The organism is Pseudomonas sp. NMI542_15, assembly GCF_021283425.1.
GTDB lineage: Bacteria > Pseudomonadota > Gammaproteobacteria > Pseudomonadales > Pseudomonadaceae > Aquipseudomonas > Aquipseudomonas fortuita.
In genome coordinates, this window is the sequence record NZ_JAJSRO010000012.1 from 163,732 (window position 1) to 180,769 (window position 17,038).

At 61.0% G+C, this 17,038-nt stretch carries 13 protein-coding genes, 2 tRNA genes and 1 pseudogene; 11 read left to right on the plus strand and 5 right to left on the minus strand.

Annotation, left to right across the window (positions count from 1 at the left end):
• The first annotated feature begins 8 nt into the window (after positions 1-8).
• The 10 genes from LU684_RS18370 to LU684_RS18415 all read left to right on the plus strand — a co-directional run bounded on the left by LU684_RS18370 (position 9) and on the right by LU684_RS18415 (position 9,778).
• Positions 9-94, plus strand: a tRNA-Leu gene (locus tag LU684_RS18370).
• Positions 95-194: 100 nt separating this feature from the next.
• Positions 195-271 (plus strand) — tRNA-Met (locus tag LU684_RS18375).
• 130 nt (positions 272-401) lie between these two features.
• Entirely contained in the window at positions 402-860 is a 459-nt protein-coding gene (rimP, locus tag LU684_RS18380; RefSeq protein WP_024717415.1) for a ribosome maturation factor RimP, read from the plus strand.
• A gap of 59 nt (positions 861-919) precedes the next feature.
• Positions 920-2,401 (plus strand): transcription termination factor NusA, encoded by a 1,482-nt coding sequence (nusA, locus tag LU684_RS18385; RefSeq protein WP_016489167.1) that lies wholly within the window; start codon positions 920-922, stop codon positions 2,399-2,401.
• 27 nt (positions 2,402-2,428) lie between these two features.
• On the plus strand, positions 2,429-4,957 hold the full coding sequence (gene infB / locus LU684_RS18390; protein WP_016489166.1) for a translation initiation factor IF-2: 2,529 nt from the start codon (positions 2,429-2,431) through the stop codon (positions 4,955-4,957).
• A 116-nt stretch (positions 4,958-5,073) separates the two neighbouring features.
• Positions 5,074-5,472, plus strand: a complete 399-nt coding sequence (rbfA, locus tag LU684_RS18395) for a 30S ribosome-binding factor RbfA (RefSeq protein WP_016489165.1) — start codon at positions 5,074-5,076, stop codon at positions 5,470-5,472.
• Between the two features lie 3 nt (positions 5,473-5,475).
• On the plus strand, positions 5,476-6,393 hold the full coding sequence (gene truB, locus LU684_RS18400; RefSeq protein ID WP_016489164.1) for a tRNA pseudouridine(55) synthase TruB: 918 nt from the start codon (positions 5,476-5,478) through the stop codon (positions 6,391-6,393).
• A 147-nt stretch (positions 6,394-6,540) separates the two neighbouring features.
• Positions 6,541-6,810, plus strand: coding sequence for a 30S ribosomal protein S15 (gene rpsO, locus LU684_RS18405; RefSeq protein WP_016489163.1), 270 nt, complete (start codon positions 6,541-6,543; stop codon positions 6,808-6,810).
• A gap of 249 nt (positions 6,811-7,059) precedes the next feature.
• Positions 7,060-9,165 (plus strand): polyribonucleotide nucleotidyltransferase, encoded by a 2,106-nt coding sequence (gene pnp / locus LU684_RS18410; protein WP_060518476.1) that lies wholly within the window; start codon positions 7,060-7,062, stop codon positions 9,163-9,165.
• A gap of 262 nt (positions 9,166-9,427) precedes the next feature.
• Positions 9,428-9,778: a BON domain-containing protein gene (locus tag LU684_RS18415; RefSeq protein WP_060518474.1), complete on the plus strand. Its 351-nt coding sequence runs from the start codon at positions 9,428-9,430 to the stop codon at positions 9,776-9,778.
• 77 nt (positions 9,779-9,855) lie between these two features.
• Here the strand turns inward: LU684_RS18415 and LU684_RS18420 are convergent, their stop codons facing one another.
• On the minus strand, positions 9,856-10,158 hold the full coding sequence (locus tag LU684_RS18420; protein ID WP_232894887.1) for a putative quinol monooxygenase: 303 nt from the start codon (positions 10,156-10,158) through the stop codon (positions 9,856-9,858).
• A gap of 60 nt (positions 10,159-10,218) precedes the next feature.
• Between LU684_RS18420 and LU684_RS18425 the strand changes: the two genes are divergently transcribed.
• Entirely contained in the window at positions 10,219-10,632 is a 414-nt protein-coding gene (locus LU684_RS18425; protein ID WP_010955354.1) for a VOC family protein, read from the plus strand.
• A gap of 59 nt (positions 10,633-10,691) precedes the next feature.
• Here LU684_RS18425 and LU684_RS18430 read toward each other — a convergent pair whose 3' ends face one another.
• From LU684_RS18430 to LU684_RS18445, 4 genes and pseudogenes are all read right to left on the minus strand, one after another.
• The gene (locus LU684_RS18430; RefSeq protein WP_232894888.1) at positions 10,692-13,628 is read right to left on the minus strand and encodes a DUF748 domain-containing protein; all 2,937 of its coding nucleotides are present in this window, start codon (positions 13,626-13,628) and stop codon (positions 10,692-10,694) included.
• A gap of 78 nt (positions 13,629-13,706) precedes the next feature.
• Complete coding sequence (locus LU684_RS18435; RefSeq protein WP_232894889.1) at positions 13,707-14,576, minus strand: oxygenase MpaB family protein; 870 nt, start codon at positions 14,574-14,576, stop codon at positions 13,707-13,709.
• A gap of 42 nt (positions 14,577-14,618) precedes the next feature.
• Positions 14,619-16,553 (minus strand): acetate--CoA ligase, encoded by a 1,935-nt coding sequence (gene acs, locus LU684_RS18440; RefSeq protein WP_016489158.1) that lies wholly within the window; start codon positions 16,551-16,553, stop codon positions 14,619-14,621.
• Between the two features lie 198 nt (positions 16,554-16,751).
• A pseudogene (locus LU684_RS18445) lies at positions 16,752-17,038 on the minus strand (glucose-6-phosphate isomerase); the annotation flags it as partial.

Here is a 17,038-nt window from a genome sequence, read left to right on the forward strand (position 1 = left end):
GTAATATTGCCGAGGTGGTGGAATTGGTAGACACGCAACCTTGAGGTGGTTGTGCCCATAGGGTGTAGGGGTTCGAGTCCCCTTCTCGGTACCAATTGAAGCTTGAGAGCCCGCTTTAGCGGGCTTTCTTGTAGGTGAACGTTTGGATTTGACCCTTAACAGGGTTCGGTCTTATACTTTCGCCCCAGCTTTGTCGCGGGGTGGAGCAGCTTGGTAGCTCGTCGGGCTCATAACCCGAAGGTCGTTGGTTCAAATCCAGCCCCCGCAACCAGCTTCAGCGGAGCCCCTTTTCAGGGGCTTTTTGCTAACCGAACAGTTTTCGGCGTCGTTGTCCAACGGCGCTTTCAGGGATGGGCGCTTTGCCCATTTTTTATTTGCACAGCATGCACGAGGGGGTTCAGGTGTCGAGCAAGCTAGAACAGTTGCAGGCCTTGTTGGCCCCGGTTGTCGAGGGTCTGGGCTATCAGTGCTGGGGGATCGAATTCGTTTCCCAGGGTAAGCATTCGGTACTGCGCATCTACATCGACAAAGACGGCGGCATCCTGGTGGAGGACTGCGAAGCGGTCAGTCGTCAGGCCAGCGCCATTCTCGATGTGGAAGATCCAATCAGCAGTGAGTACACCCTCGAGGTGTCTTCTCCAGGCATGGATCGCCCACTGTTCACTCTGGAACAGTTTGCCTCGCATGCCGGCGAACAAGTGAAGATCAAGCTGCGCTCACCCTTCGAGGGTCGTCGTAACTTCCAGGGCCTTCTCCGCGGTGTGGAGGAGCAGGATGTGGTTGTCCAGGTGGACAATCAGGAGTTCCTGTTGCCGATCGACTCGATCGACAAGGCCAATATTATTCCCAGTTTTGACTGAGACGTGCCGGGCCCGGCGGACTATCCGGGCCCAATGGCTTGCGCAAGGCGAGGCGTACGATGAGCAAAGAAGTACTGCTGGTTGTTGAATCGGTATCCAACGAAAAAGGTGTACCGCCCGGCGTCATTTTCGAAGCGCTGGAGGTGGCCCTGGCCACTGCGACCAAAAAACGTTTTGAAGACGAAGTTGATCTGCGTGTGGAAATCAACCGCCACACCGGTAGCTACGAGACCTTCCGTCGCTGGACCGTGGTCGACGAAGCCGATCTTGATGACCCGGCGATCGAAACCTGGTTGGACAAGATCAAGGACACTCATCCGGAAGCCAAGATTGGTGACGTGATCGAGGAGAAGATCGAGTCCATCGAGTTCGGTCGTATCGCCGCCCAGACCGCCAAGCAGGTCATCGTGCAGAAGGTCCGTGAGGCCGAGCGTGCCCAGGTGGTCGATGCCTACCGCGAACGCGTAGGCGAGATCATTTCCGGTACCGTCAAAAAGGTTACCCGCGACAACGTCATCGTTGACCTGGGCAACAACGCCGAGGCCTTGCTGGCCCGCGAAGATATCATTCCGCGCGAAACCTTCCGTGTGGGTGTGCGCCTGCGTGCACTGCTCAAGGAAATTCGCACTGAAAACCGTGGTCCTCAGCTGATCCTGTCGCGCACCGCGCCACAGATGCTGATCGAGCTTTTCCGCATTGAAGTGCCGGAAATTGCCGAGGGCCTCATTGAAGTCATGGCTGCCTCCCGTGATCCGGGTTCGCGAGCCAAGATCGCCGTCCGCTCCAAGGACAAGCGCATCGACCCGCAAGGCGCCTGTATCGGCATGCGTGGTTCGCGCGTCCAAGCTGTATCCGGGGAGTTGGGTGGTGAGCGTGTGGATATCGTCCTCTGGGACGATAACCCGGCGCAGTTCGTCATCAACGCCATGTCGCCGGCTGAAGTCGCGGCGATCATCGTTGATGAAGATGCCCATGCCATGGACATCGCCGTCGCCGAGGATAACCTGGCCCAGGCCATTGGTCGTGGCGGTCAGAACGTTCGTCTTGCCAGTCAGTTGACCGGCTGGACGCTGAACGTGATGACCGAGAAGGACATTCAGGCCAAGCAGCAGGCCGAAACCGGTGACATCCTGCGCAATTTCATTGATGAGCTGGAAGTCGACGAGGAGCTGGCCCAAGTGCTGGTCGACGAAGGCTTTACCAGCCTCGAAGAAATTGCCTACGTACCGTTGGAAGAAATGCTCAACATCGATGGCTTTGACGAAGATATCGTCAATGAGCTCCGCGCTCGAGCCAAGGACCGTTTGTTGACCAAGGCCATCGCTACCGAAGAAAAACTGGCAGACGCCCACCCGGCCGAAGACCTGCTCTCTCTTGAGGGTATGGACAAAGACCTGGCGGCTGAACTGGCGGTGCGCGGCGTGGTTAACCGCGAAGACCTGGCCGAGCAGTCGATCGACGATCTGCTCGACATCGACGGCATCGACGAAGAGCGTGCCGGCAAGTTGATCATGGCCGCCCGAGCCCATTGGTTCGAGTAATTAGGCGCGGCCTGAGGAGAGAAGTGCATGACGCAAGTCACGGTGAAAGAACTGGCCCAAGAGGTCGAGGCACCGGTAGAGCGCCTGCTGCAGCAGATGCGTGAGGCAGGTCTGCCGCACACCGACGCCGGTCAGGTAGTGACCGACAATGAGAAGCAGACCCTGTTGACTCATTTGAAGAGCAGCCACAAGAGCAAGGCGGAAGAACCGCGCAAGATTACCTTGCAGCGCAAAACCACCAGCACCCTGCGTGTCGCCGGTAGCAAGAGCATCAGCGTAGAAGTACGCAAGAAGAAAGTATTCGTGCAGCGCAGCCCGGAAGAAATCCAGGCTGAGCAGAAGCGTGAAGTGGAAGAGCGCCGCGCGGCTGAAAACGCCGCTCGCGACAAGGTTGACGCCGATGTTCGCCAGCGCAACGAAGATCAGGCTCGCCGTCAGGCAGCCAACTCTGCTGTAGCCGCCCCTGCGCCTGCCGCCAAGCCAGAGCCGGCACCTGCCGCTGCCCCGGCCCCGGTAGTCGCCGACGCCCCGGCCTCCGAAGACGCTGCAGCCCGTGCTGCCGAGCGCAAGAAGGACGAGACCCGTCGCAACGAAAGCCGCACCCGTGATGACGATCGTCGTCGTGGCGAGGCGCCTCGTGTGTCGATCAAGGTCAAGGTCAAGGAAAAGGAAAAGGCGCCGACTCCCCGTGCTGCTCCGCGTACCACCGACGAAGAGAGCGATGGCGCTCGTCGCGGCCGTGGTGGCAAGGGCAAGCTGAAGAAGCGTAACCAGCATGGTTTCCAGAACCCGACCGGCCCCGTCATCCGTGACGTGACCATCGGCGAGACCATCACGGTTTCCGAACTGGCCAACCAGATGTCCGTCAAGGGCGCTGAAGTCGTCAAGTTCATGTTCAAGATGGGCACCCCGGTTACCATCAACCAGGTGCTTGACCAGGAAACCGCTCAGCTGATCGCAGAAGAGCTGGGTCACAAGGTCACCCTGGTCAGCGATACCGCCCTGGAAGACTCCCTGGCCGAATCGCTGAAATTCGAAGGCCAGACCGAGTCGCGTGCGCCGGTGGTCACTGTCATGGGTCACGTTGACCATGGTAAGACCTCGCTGCTCGACTACATCCGTCGTGCCAAGGTTGCCGCTGGCGAAGCCGGTGGTATCACCCAGCACATCGGTGCCTACCACGTGGAAACCGATCGTGGCATGGTCACCTTCCTCGACACCCCGGGCCACGCAGCTTTCACCCAGATGCGTGCACGCGGTGCCAAGGCGACCGACATCGTCATCCTGGTGGTGGCAGCGGACGACGGCGTGATGCCACAAACCCGCGAAGCCGTTCAGCATGCCAAGGCAGCTGGCGTTCCGTTGGTAGTTGCGGTGAACAAGATCGACAAGCCAGGTGCTGACCTCGATCGCATCCGCAACGAACTGTCCGTCGAAGGTGTTACTTCCGAGGACTGGGGTGGTGACACTCCATTCGTCAAGGTTTCGGCGAAGATGGGTACCGGCGTCGACGAACTGCTCGAAGCCGTCCTGCTGCAGGCCGAGATCCTCGAGCTGACCGCAACCCCGACCGCTCCAGGTCGTGGCGTGGTCGTCGAATCGCGCCTGGACAAGGGCCGTGGCCCAGTGGCCACCATCCTGGTTCAGGACGGTACCCTGCGTCAGGGCGACATGGTGCTGTGCGGCTCCAACTATGGCCGCGTGCGTGCCATGCTGGACGAGAACGGCAAGCCTGTGAAGGAAGCCGGCCCGTCTATCCCGGTCGAGATCCTCGGCCTGGACGGTACTCCGGAAGCCGGTGACGAGCTGTCCGTGGTTGCTGACGAGAAGAAAGCCCGCGAAGTTGCCATGTTCCGTCAAGGCAAATACCGTGAGGTCAAGCTGGCCCGTGCTCATGCTGGCAAGCTGGAAAACATCTTCGAGACCATGGGTCAGGAAGAGAAGAAGACCCTCAACATCGTCCTCAAGACCGATGTGCGTGGTTCCCTGGAAGCGTTGAACGGGTCGCTCGCCGGCCTGGGCAACGACGAAGTCCAGGTGCGCGTGATCGGTGGTGGTGTTGGTGGTATCACCGAAAGCGACGCCAACCTGGCGCTGGCTTCGAATGCAGTACTGTTCGGCTTCAACGTGCGTGCCGATGCCGGCGCGCGCAAGATCGTCGAGCAGGAAGGTCTGGATATGCGTTACTACAACGTGATCTACGACATCATCGAAGACGTCAAGAAGGCCCTGACCGGCATGCTCGGCAGCGATGTTCGCGAGAACATCCTGGGTGTCGCCGAAGTGCGTGACGTGTTCCGTTCGCCGAAGTTCGGCGCCATCGCTGGCTGTATGGTCATCGAAGGTACCGTGTACCGTAACCGTCCGATCCGCGTTCTGCGCGAAGACGTGGTTATCTTCGAAGGCGAGCTGGAATCGCTGCGTCGCTTCAAGGACGACGCCGCCGAAGTGCGTAACGGCATGGAGTGCGGTATTGGCGTCAAGAGCTACAACGACGTCAAGGTCGGTGACAAGATCGAAGTCTTCGAGAAAGTCCAGGTGGCTCGTACCCTTTAAGGGCGAGCAAGCCGCAAACCTCCGCTACAGGGCGGTTTGCGGCACCTCTTCAGGTAGCGCCCGGTCAGGCATTGGTCTGACCGGGCGTTTGCCGCTTTAAGTTACAGGTAGCAAAAATGGCCAAAGAATACAGCCGTACCCAACGTATCGGCGATCAGATGCAGCGCGAGCTGGCCGAGCTGATCCGTCGCGAAGTCAAGGATCCACGTGTCGGTCTGGTTACCATCACCGCCGTGGACGTCAGCCGTGACCTGGGCCATGCCAAGGTGTTCATCACCGTCATGGGCGAGGAAACGCCAGATGCCGTGAAGCAGTCGTTGAAGGCACTGAACAGTGCTGCCAGCTTCCTGCGTCTGCACCTTGGCCGCTCGATGCAGCTGCGCAGCGTGCCGCAGCTGCACTTCCACTTCGATGAAAGCGTCAGCCGCGGTGTGCACCTGTCGGCGCTGATCGAGCGTGCAGTGGCCGAAGACCGCCTGCACAAGGATACCGACGAGCTGGACACCAAGGAGTAAGCGGTGGCCCAGGTCAAACGTATCCGCCGCAATGTCAGCGGCATCATCCTGCTCGACAAGCCTTTGGGCTTTACGTCCAACGCCGCCCTGCAAAAGGTGCGCTGGCTGCTCAACGCGGAAAAGGCCGGCCATACTGGCAGCCTCGACCCGCTGGCAACCGGCGTGCTGCCACTGTGCTTTGGCGAGGCGACCAAGTTTTCGCAGTACCTGCTCGATTCCGACAAGGGCTACGAAACCGTCATGCAGATGGGGCAGACTACCAACACCGGCGATGCCGAAGGTGAGGTGCTGCAGACCCGCGAGGTGACCGTTGGTCGTGCCGACATCGAGGCAGTACTGCCACGATTTCGTGGCCCTATCAGCCAGATACCGCCGATGTACTCGGCGCTCAAGCGTGACGGCCAGCCACTTTACAAGCTGGCACGTGCAGGAGAGGTAGTGGAGCGCGAGGCGCGTTCTGTTACTATTAACCGCTTGGAGTTGCTGGAGTGTGAAGGCACCCGTGCACGGCTGAGCGTAGGATGCAGCAAAGGCACCTATATCCGCACCCTGGTGGAGGATATCGGCGAGGCCCTTGGTTGCGGCGCCTATGTCGCCGAACTGCGCAGGACCCAGGCCGGGCCCTTTGCGCTGGCACAGACGGTCACGCTCGAAGCGCTCGAACAGGCCCATGCCGAAGGTGGCAACGAAGCGCTCGATCGCTTCCTGATGCCCTCGGACAGCGGTCTGCAGGACTGGCCCATGGTGTGCCTGTCCGAGCACAGTGCGTTCTACTGGCTGCATGGGCAGGCAGTACGCGCGCCCGACGCGCCACAGTTTGGCATGGTCCGGGTACAGGATCACAATGCGCGCTTCATCGGTATCGGTGAAGTGAGCGAAGACGGGCGTATTGCGCCGCGTCGGCTGATTCGGTCGGAATGACCGAAACCGCGGGGTGAGGCTTCGGCCGAGCCCTACGGAATCAAGGGTGGCTGTCAGTAGGCACGGTCACACCTTTCTTATTAATACAGGGATTTGTCCCTGGCCTATTGGACCCCGCTTGCGGGATCCGTTATCAGGAGAAGCCAAATGGCCCTCAGCGTTGAAGAAAAAGCTCAAATCGTTACCGACTACCAGCAAGCTGCTGGCGACACTGGTAGCCCGGAAGTTCAGGTTGCTCTGCTGACCGCGAACATCAACAAGCTGCAAGGCCACTTCAAGGCCAACGGTAAAGACCACCACTCGCGTCGTGGCCTGATCCGCATGGTAAACCAGCGTCGTAAGCTGCTGGACTACCTGAAGGGCAAAGACACCACTCGTTACAGCGCCCTGATCGGTCGCCTGGGCCTGCGTCGCTAATAGCGGCCTGGTCAGTGGTGTGCATGGCGTGTCTCATGCATTGGCAGCGCTGCCTGGCAGCGTTGTCTATGGGCATGCCATGCGTATCTCCGAGGTTGGCAGCCTGGTGAAGTGGAGCGCTTTGCGCTCTTCAACCAGGCTCCCAGCCTCGTGTTGTATCTGGACGGTCAATGGGGCCGATTCCCCGTTCTGCCCACACATTCGCAAGAAACCAGTTCCCCCAAGAGCCACTGAAAAAGGTAGGAAACCGTGAACCCGGTAATCAAGACATTCCAGTTCGGTCAGTCGACCGTTACTCTCGAAACGGGCCGTATTGCCCGTCAGGCAACCGGCGCCGTGCTGGTTACCGTCGACAACGACGTCACCGTGCTGGTGACCGTGGTAGGTGCCAAACAGGCTGATCCAGGCAAGGGTTTCTTCCCGCTGTCGGTTCACTACCAGGAAAAGACCTACGCCGCCGGCAAGATCCCGGGTGGCTTCTTCAAGCGTGAAGGCCGTCCTTCCGAGAAAGAGACCCTGACCTCGCGCCTGATCGACCGTCCGATCCGTCCGCTGTTCCCGGAAGGCTTCATGAACGAAGTGCAGGTCGTCTGCACCGTGGTTTCCACCAGCAAGAAGACCGACCCGGACATCGCCGCGATGATCGGTACCTCGGCTGCCTTGGCCATTTCCGGTATTCCGTTCGAAGGCCCGATCGGCGCCGCCCGCGTTGCCTTCCACGAGAGCACCGGCTACCTGCTGAACCCGACCTACGAGCAACTGGCTGCCTCGAGCCTGGACATGGTCGTTGCCGGTACCTCCGACGCCGTACTGATGGTTGAATCGGAAGCTCAAGAGCTGACCGAAGACCAGATGCTGGGTGCCGTACTGTTCGCCCACGACGAATTCCAGGCTGTTATCCAGGCTGTCAAAGAGCTGGCTGCCGAAGCTGGCAAGCCAACCTGGGACTGGAAACCTGCCGTTGCCAACACCGAGCTGTTCAACGCTATCCGCGCCGAGTTCGGCGAAGCGGTTTCGCAGGGCTACACCATCACCGTCAAGGCTGACCGCTATGCGCGCCTGGGCGAGCTGCGTGATCAGGCCATCGCCAAGTTCTCCGGTGAAGAAGGCCAGCCTTCGGCTGCCGAAGTAAAAGAAATCTTCGGCGAAATCGAATACCGCACCGTTCGCGAAAACATCGTTAACGGCAAACCGCGTATCGATGGCCGCGACACCAAGACCGTTCGTCCGCTGAACATCGAAGTAGGTGTTCTGCCGAAGACCCACGGTTCGGCGCTGTTCACCCGTGGCGAGACTCAGGCACTGGTCGTTGCGACCCTGGGTACTGCCCGTGACGCACAGCTGCTGGATACCCTCGAAGGCGAGAAAAAAGACCCGTTCATGCTGCACTACAACTTCCCGCCGTTCTCGGTAGGTGAGTGTGGCCGTATGGGTGGTGCTGGCCGTCGCGAAATTGGTCACGGTCGTCTGGCTCGTCGTTCGGTGCAGGCCATGCTGCCGGCCGCTGACGTGTTCCCGTACACCATTCGCGTCGTTTCGGAAATCACCGAGTCCAACGGTTCCAGCTCCATGGCGTCGGTCTGTGGCGCTTCCCTGGCGCTGATGGACGCGGGTGTGCCGATGAAGGCACCGGTTGCCGGTATCGCCATGGGCCTGGTCAAGGAAGGTGAGAAGTTCGCCGTTCTGACCGACATCCTGGGTGATGAAGACCACCTGGGCGACATGGACTTCAAGGTAGCCGGTACCGCCAAAGGCGTGACCGCGCTGCAGATGGACATCAAGATCAACGGCATCACCGAAGAGATCATGGAAATCGCCCTGGGCCAGGCCCTGGAAGCGCGCCTGAACATCCTCGGCCAGATGAACCAGATCATTGGTCAGTCGCGTACCGAGCTGTCGGCCAACGCCCCGACCATGATCGCGATGAAGATCGACACCGACAAGATCCGTGACGTCATCGGTAAAGGCGGCGCCACCATTCGTGCCATCTGTGAAGAGACCAAGGCTTCGATCGACATCGAAGACGACGGCTCGATCAAGATCTTTGGCGAAACCAAGGAAGCGGCAGAGGCTGCCAAGCAGCGCATCCTGGGCATCACCGCCGAGGCCGAAATCGGCAAGATCTACGTGGGCAAGGTTGAGCGTATCGTCGACTTCGGCGCCTTCGTCAACATCCTGCCTGGCAAGGACGGCCTGGTGCACATCTCCATGCTGAGCGATGCTCGCGTCGAGAAAGTCACCGACATCCTGAAAGAAGGCCAGGAAGTCGAAGTACTGGTATTGGACGTGGACAACCGCGGCCGTATCAAGCTATCGATCAAAGACGTTGCCGCGGCCAAGGCCTCGGGCGTCTAAGCGACTGCCACGCTACACAGAAAGGGCCCTTCGGGGCCCTTTTTTCATGGGGTACGGGAACCTTTTGCGGACTTGCATCTTGCATGCAGGTTTACCGCGCTGATTGCAAAATGCACGACATTGAGCTTGATAGCAATTAGCTAACTTGTTGATTTTAAAGGGAACAAGCGAAGCGGGAAAGCTGGCACAGCCCATGCAACTACCTTCATACCTGCCGCCAGGACATACGGCGCAGACCTTTCGAAAAACAGGAGTGACCCACATGAAGAAGTTCGCCATTGCTGCCGCTACTGCTACCGCTCTGACCCTGACCATGGCTAACGCGGCATTCGCCCAACAGTCCACCCAGGCCCCGATGACGCTTGCGGCCGGTGAGGTGACCAAAGCCAAGGAAGCCACTTCCGATACCTGGATCACCACCAAGGTCAAATCGGACCTGCTGACTGAGAAAGGCATCCCGGGTTCCGACATCAAGGTTGAAACCAACAAAGGCGTCGTGTCGCTGTCGTCGACCACCGCCGTGACCGAATCGCAGAAAGATATGGCGATTGCTATCACCAAGAAAATCAAAGGCGTGAAGGCCGTTTCGGCCGATGGCCTGAAAGCCGAATAAGGATTGTCCCGTCGGCCAAACGGATTTGGCCACTTACACATAAAGCCCCGGCGTGAGCCGGGGCTTTTTCATACCTGCTAGTACACCGGGTTGCGTGCGATCACATCGCTTTCGAAGCATTCCTGCTCGGCGATCAGCGGTTCTACCAGTGGGCGGCTGTCGCGAAAGTGCGCGGTCTGGGTATGGGCTTCATACGCGGCATCGTCGCGATAGATTTCGTACAGGTAAATAAGCTCTGGGTCGAACCGGTCCTGCGACACATCGAACACCAGGCAGCCTGGCTCGCTGGCGACGGAAGCGGCGGCATTGACCTTGATCGCTGCCAGAAAGGCCTCCGCGCAACCAGGCTTTACACGGGTCTTGATGAACAGGCTATACACAAGTCGCTCCTTTTGTTTTAAATTCAATTATGAATTGTATACAAAAATGGAGCTCCGCCAATGTCTGAATTGCCCGCACGTCCTGGCCGCCTGAATGGCCTGCGCCATATCGCCTTGCTGGTACCCAACCTGGAGGAATGCGAGCGCTTCTACGTCGATGTGCTGGGGATGGAAGTACTGAACCGCGCCAATGAAGACCTGGTGTACCTCACCTGCGGCAACGACAACCTTTCGTTGGGGCGTGGGGCGGGGGCGGCCAATGGGCTGCAGACTCTGGATCACTATGGGTTCATTGTGGACAGCGTGGAGGAGCTGGAAGCGTGGTACCAATACTTCAAGGCCCATGGCGTAACCTTGCTCGACCGGCCGTTCAACCATGGTGACGGGGCGCGCAGCTTCCACTTGCTGGACCCGGCGGGGAACAAGGTGCAGCCGCTGTACCACCCGGCGGTGTCGGGGCAGCGGTTGGTCTGAAGCCAGTGCCGGCCTCTTCGCGGGCGCGCCCGCGAAGCGGCCAAGCCTGCTAGAGGGGTTTACTCGGCATCCAGATGCATCGGCGTCACCACCCGCCCATCGCTTTCAGGCTGGCCCAGGCTGGTATCGATGAAATACACCCGGTCATCTTCCAGCTTGCCCTTGTCCACCAGGTAATCCTTGATGCTGCTGGCCCGCTCCTGGCCCAGTGTGCGCAGCAGGGCGGTGCTTTCGGCCCACGACTTGATCACTGCCTCGCGTAGCCTGGTGGTGCGTTCTTCGCGGCCCAGTTGCTCCCATTCGGCAGGCGGCTGCTGTTTCAGACGGGTGCGGTAGATGCCTTCAAGCATTGCCGGTTTGTCGCTGTCGTCGACCACCAGCATCGAAGCATTGGCCGGCACTTTGTCACCGCGGCGCTGCAGGATCTTGTACCAGGTGGACTGGTACTCGCGCTCCAGGCGTTGCTGGGCGATCAGCGGGCCGTCGCTGGCCTGGGCGCTGGTGCCTTCGATTTCCAGGCGCAGTTCGGGGCGCTCTTTCAGCGCCGCAGCCAGCTTGTCCAGTGACGACTGGGCATCGCCAGAGAGTTCGCTGGAGCCTGGGGCAAACGCCACGTTACCCAGGTCTTGCGAGCCCCCGCCGGTAATCAGCCCACCAATGAACTTGAACGGTGCCTGCGCCGCGCGCAGTACCAGGTTGCGCAGTGTTTGCCACACAATCGGCATTACGCTGAATTGCGGGTTGTTGAGGTCACCCGTCACCGGCAGCTCGATCGAGATCTTGCCCTCGGTATCCTTCAGCAGTGCCACTGCCAGGCGGATCGGCAGGTCTACGGCGTCCGGGCTGTCGACTTTTTCGCCCAGTTGCAGCTGCTCCACCACTACCTTGTTCTCGGCCTTGAGCTGGCCGTTGGTAATCAGGTAGTGCAGGTCGAGGTTGAGCCGGCCCTTGCGGATGCGGAAGCCGGCAAACTTGCCGGAATAGGGCGTCAACGTGGTCAGCTCGACCCGTTTGAAGCTGGTGGCGATGTCCAGGCTCGCCAATGGGTTGAACGGGTTGAGTGCGCCCTTGATGGTCACCGGTGCGTAACGGTCGACCTTGCCCTTGACGTCAACCTTGGCCGGCAGCGGCTTGCGGTTGTCGATGGTGCCGATCTGGCCGTTGAGCTGTTGAACGGCGGTGGCGAAGTTCGGGGTGAGCGACAGGTCTGCGAAGTTGGCCGAGCCATCATTGATGTCGATCTGGCCGATGTGGATGCCCAGGGGCTTTTCGTTGCTGGCCGAGGCCGGCTTGGCATGGCTGCTCGCCGGGGCGCCGGCCGGTTGCGGGACCAGCAGGTCATTGACGTTGGTGGTGCGGTCTTCGTTGATGATGAAACGCGCATACGGCTGCAGCAGGGTGACCTTGTCGATCGACAGCGCATCGCCGTGCACGTAGGACAAGCCGTCGACATTCACCTGCTGCCATTTAACGAAGTCGCGGCTCTTGATGGTGTCCAGGGTATGCAACTGGTTGACCTGCGCTTTGCCGGTAATAGTGAAAGCCAGTGGCGCGGTGTTCTTCAGGTCGACCTTGAGGCCGCTGGCGAGCATGCCGCTGCGCAGCTCCAGCAGGATGAACGGGTTGATATAGGCCTGTGCCACACGCAGGTCGATGTCGCGGGTGCTCACATCCAGCTTGGCCCATATCGGCGCCAGGTTGACCTGGCCGGCCGCCTGCAGCTTACCTTGCCTGCCTACGCCGGTGTCGAGCTTAAGCGTGAAGGGTGACTGGTTGAGGCTGTCGAAACCTTGCAGGTCGGCGTTGAGCGGGCCAATGTCCAAGGCTACCGGTTCTTTCTGGCTGCGGTCTGCCAGGTGCACCAGGTAGTTGCGCAGTTGCACGTCCTTGAGCAGCACTTGCCATGGTTTGCCTGGCTCCTTGGCAGCTTTCTCGTCAGGCGTAGGCTCGGCGGCAGCGGGCTCGGCTTTTTCCTTTGGCGTGGCCTTGGCCGGTTGGCTGGCGAACAGCTTCTGCCAGTCGAGCTGGCCGTCTTTTTCCAGCGCCGCCCAGGTTTCCAGTTTTTCGCTGCGGATCTTGCCGACACTGACCCGTTGCTTGACCAAGTCGACGGAGGTTTCGCTCACGTCCAGCCTGGCCAGGCGCGCCAACGGGCGGCCATCCGGTGCCTTGATGGCGAACGGCGCGATGCGCACCGACACGTCATCCAGCAGCAGCTCGGTCTGTTTGGCGAGGTTGAGCGTGTAATGCGCATCAAGGCTGAGCACGCCATCTTCCAGCACCAGTGGCACGGCATCGCGCACGTAGGGCCAGAACAGCTTCATCTTGGCGTCGGTAACCTTCAGTGTGCCTTCGGAAGCGATCGGCGACAGGCTCAGGGTACCTTTCCAGTCGATCCGGCCACCATTGGGGCCGTTGGCCACCAGCGTCATGTCGGCATTGTCGTTGGGCAGCGTGCTGAGGTTTTTCAGCTCCAGGTTCATGTTGTCGTAGAGAAACTCGATTGGCTCGCTGGGGCGCAGGTCCTCGAAGTGCAGGTAGCCATCGACCAGCTTGATGCTGCCAATGCGTAGCGGGAACGGGTCGCTGGGCGGCTCGTCGGGTTTGGCCTCACTGGCTGGCAGCTTGAACAACCCGGTGAGGTTGAGGGCACCGTCCTTGGCGAACAGCACCTCGTTGCGTGGTTTGTCCAGCTCCACCGCTTGCACATGCAGGGCTTTGGTCCACAGGCTGTCGAGCGAAACGTTAGCGTACAGACGCTCGAAACCGACCTGCTCCTTGCCCGGCTCGCCGATCTGCAGGCCCCACAGCGTCAGCTCAAGGCTGAAGGGGTTGAGTTCGATCCGTTCGAGGTGGGCCGGCACGGTGGCGTACTGGGCCAACTGCTGGTTGGCGACGCGCAGCGCGACACCAGGAAGAATGAGGAAGCCGAGCAGGCTATAGAGGGCTACCAGGGCCACGATTGCGCCGGCGGCGCGAGTCAGTCCTTTGTACATGTGTCGCTTCGTCTGTCTAAGCAGGAGTGCTTGGAGTATGGCACGTTAAATCAGTTCCGCAGGCGCGACCACTTGGCCTCATTCGATGCCCATGCGCCGTTTGGCCCGATGCGCCGAGCCGTCGCGCATGGCCCAGCGCAGTACCGGTGCGGTGCGTTGCAGGCCCAGGCGAATCAGGCGCTGTTGCAAGGCTCCGTGCTGCAGGCCGAGCATGGCCTGTGCCCAGCCCGGCAGCAGGTCGATACCGGCGTGCAGCATCAGCTTGCCAACTGGCTGTGCCAGGCGGCTGGGGGCAGGGGCGTCGAGCAGGATCTGTATGACTTCATGGCTGCGCGTATCGCAATGCAGCTGCGGGCGCATGCGTTGCAGGTAGTCTTCGATCTGCTGACACGAACGTGGCACGTCACGGGCGCCAAGGCGCTCGGCGATCAGGGCGATTTCGTTGTAATAGGCATCCTGCTCGGTGCGCGGCAGGTGCGGGTTGCGATAACGCAGGTGGGCGGCGAGGAAACTGCTGACCTCCGCCACATGCACCCAGGTCAGCAGGTCCGGATCGCTGGCTGCGTAGGGGCGGCCGTCCGGTGCCGTGCCGGTGACCTGCAGGTGAATGGTGCGCACCTTGTCGATCAGCCATTCGGCATCGCCGGTGGCACCAAAGGTGGTACCGGAAATGAACTGGCTGGTGCGGCGCAGGCGGCCGAGCAGGTCTTCACGGAAATTGGAGTGGTCCCACACGCCGGCCAGGGCCAGCGGATGCAGCAGCTGCAGCATCAGCGCGCTGATGCCACCGACCAGCATGCTGGGGAAGTCGCCATGTACCTGCCAGCTGATGCTGTGCGGGCCGAACAGGCCCGGGTCGCCCTTGGGCGATTCCAGGTCGAGCTGGCCGAGGGCCAGCCCGGTGAGGCTCATGACCTGGGTTTCGATGCGGCGACGAAGGGCTTCCATGGCGACCTGAGGTTCAGGGCGGCCATGGACAGTGGCCGCCGGTTACTGGTTGAGGCGTTTATCGATCAGGCCTTGTACCACGCTGGGGTCGGCCAGGGTCGAGGTATCGCCAAGGTTGTCCAGCTCGTTGCAGGCGATTTTGCGCAGTATACGCCGCATGATCTTGCCTGAGCGGGTCTTGGGCAATGCGGGCGCCCACTGAATCAGCTCGGGCTTGGCGAAACTGCCGATTTCCTTGCTGACCAGGGCCAGCAGTTCGGCCTTGAGCGCATCGTCCGGGGTCACGCCATTCATGGGCGTGACGAAGGCGTACACGCCCTGGCCCTTCAGGTCGTGAGGGTAACCGACCACCGCTGCCTCGGCGACGCGGTCATGCAGCACCAGCGCGCTTTCCACTTCAGCGGTGCCGATGCGGTGCCCGGACACGTTGATCACATCGTCGATGCGCCCGGTGATCCAGTAGTCGCCATCGGCATCGCGGCGGGCTCCGTCGCCGGTGAAGTAATAGCCGGGCATGGGCTTGAAGTAAGTGTCGACCATGCGCTGGTGGTCGCCATAGACGCTGCGGATCTGGCCAGGCCAGCTGGCCTTGATGACCAGCAGGCCAGCGCCGGGGCCTTCGATCAGCTGGCCTTTTTCGTCCAGCAGTGCCGGTTGCACGCCGAACATGGGCTGAGTGGCGCAGCCGGGCTTGAGCGATTGCGAGCCGGGAAGCGGGGTGAGCATGATGCCGCCAGTTTCGGTCTGCCACCAGGTATCGACGATGGGGCAGCGTTTTTGCCCCACTTCCTCGAAATACCATTCCCATGCTTCGGGGTTGATCGGCTCGCCGACGCTGCCCAGCAGGCGCAGGCTTTTGCGCGAAGTGCCCTGCAGCGGTGCGGACCCCTCGCGCATCAGTGCGCGCAGGGCGGTCGGTGCGGTGTAGAAGATGTTCACCTGATGCTTGTCCACCACTTGCCAGAAGCGCGAGGTGTCCGGGTAGTTGGGCACGCCTTCGAACATCAGCGAGATCGCGCCATTGGCCAGCGGGCCATAGACGATGTAGCTGTGGCCGGTAACCCAGCCTACGTCGGCGGTGCACCAGAACACCTCGCCGTCGCGGTAATCGAACACTACCTTGAAGGTCATCGTCGCCTGCAGCAGGTAGCCGCCGGTGGTGTGCAGCACGCCTTTGGGTTTGCCGGTGCTGCCGGAGGTGTAGAGGATGAACAGCGGGTCTTCGGCCTCCATCGGCTCGGGTGGGCAGTCGTCGCCGGCTTTGTCGGTCACCTCGTGGTACCAGACGTCGCGGCCTTCGGCCCAGCTCACATCGCTGCCGGTGCGGCGTACCACGAACACGCTGCTGACCGCGGGGCAGCTGGCCAGGGCCTTGTCGACGTTCTGCTTCAGCGGGATGCGCTTGCCACCGCGCACGCCTTCATCGGCGGTGATCACAGTGCGGCAATCGGCGTCGAGGATGCGGTCACGCAGGGCGTCGGGGGAGAAACCGCCGAACACCACCGAGTGGATGGCACCGATGCGGGTGCAGGCGAGCATGGCGAAGGCGGCTTCGGGGATCATCGGCATGTAGATGCATACCCGGTCGCCTTTTTTCACGCCGCGGGCCTTCATCGCATTGGCCAGGCGGCAGACCTGGCGGTGCAGTTCGCGGTAGGTGATGGCCTTGGCGTCGTGGGGATCGTCGCCTTCCCACAGCAGCGCGGTTTGCTCTGCGCGCTGGGCCAGGTGACGGTCGATGCAGTTGTAGCTGACGTTGAGCTGAGCGCCATCGAACCAGCGAGCCTTGCCGGTGTTCAAGTCGCATTGCTGCACGCTTGACCAGGGCTTGACCCAGTCAAGGCGCTTGGCCTGTTCGGCCCAGAAGGTGTCAGGGTCGTCGACTGACTGGCGGTAGAGGCGGCGGTAGTCGTCGGGGGTGAGGGTGGCAGACTGGCTGACGGCCAGGGCCTGGGGGTAATTGCGGATATCGAACATGGCGGGTGGTCCTGCTCTTGTAAGGGGCGATGGACTGCAACGGCTATTCGATAGGACAGTGTAGCTGGGAGCGGTGTTCAACCTGTGCTGGCCTCTTCGCGGGTGAACCCGCTCCCACAGGGACCGCACGATGCGTGGAACTTGTGCAGTACCTGTGGGAGCGGGTTTACCCGCGAATAGCCCCGTGCAGGCGTTAGATCACCCGCGGTGACGGCCGCGGAAGTAGTTGATCAGGCCTTGGGTGGAGCCGTCTTCGGCGCTGTCTTCCAGGGTGCCAACCAGGCGTTGGTACACCCCCTTGCCCAGCTCTTTGCCCAGCTCCACGCCCCACTGGTCAAAGGCGTTGATCCCCCAGATGACGCTCTGCACGAACACCTTGTGCTCATACATCGCCACCAGCGCGCCGAGGCGGCGAGGGCTGATGCGCTCCACTACCAGGGTGTTGCTAGGGCGGTTGCCCGGGATCACCTTGTGCGGGGCCAGCT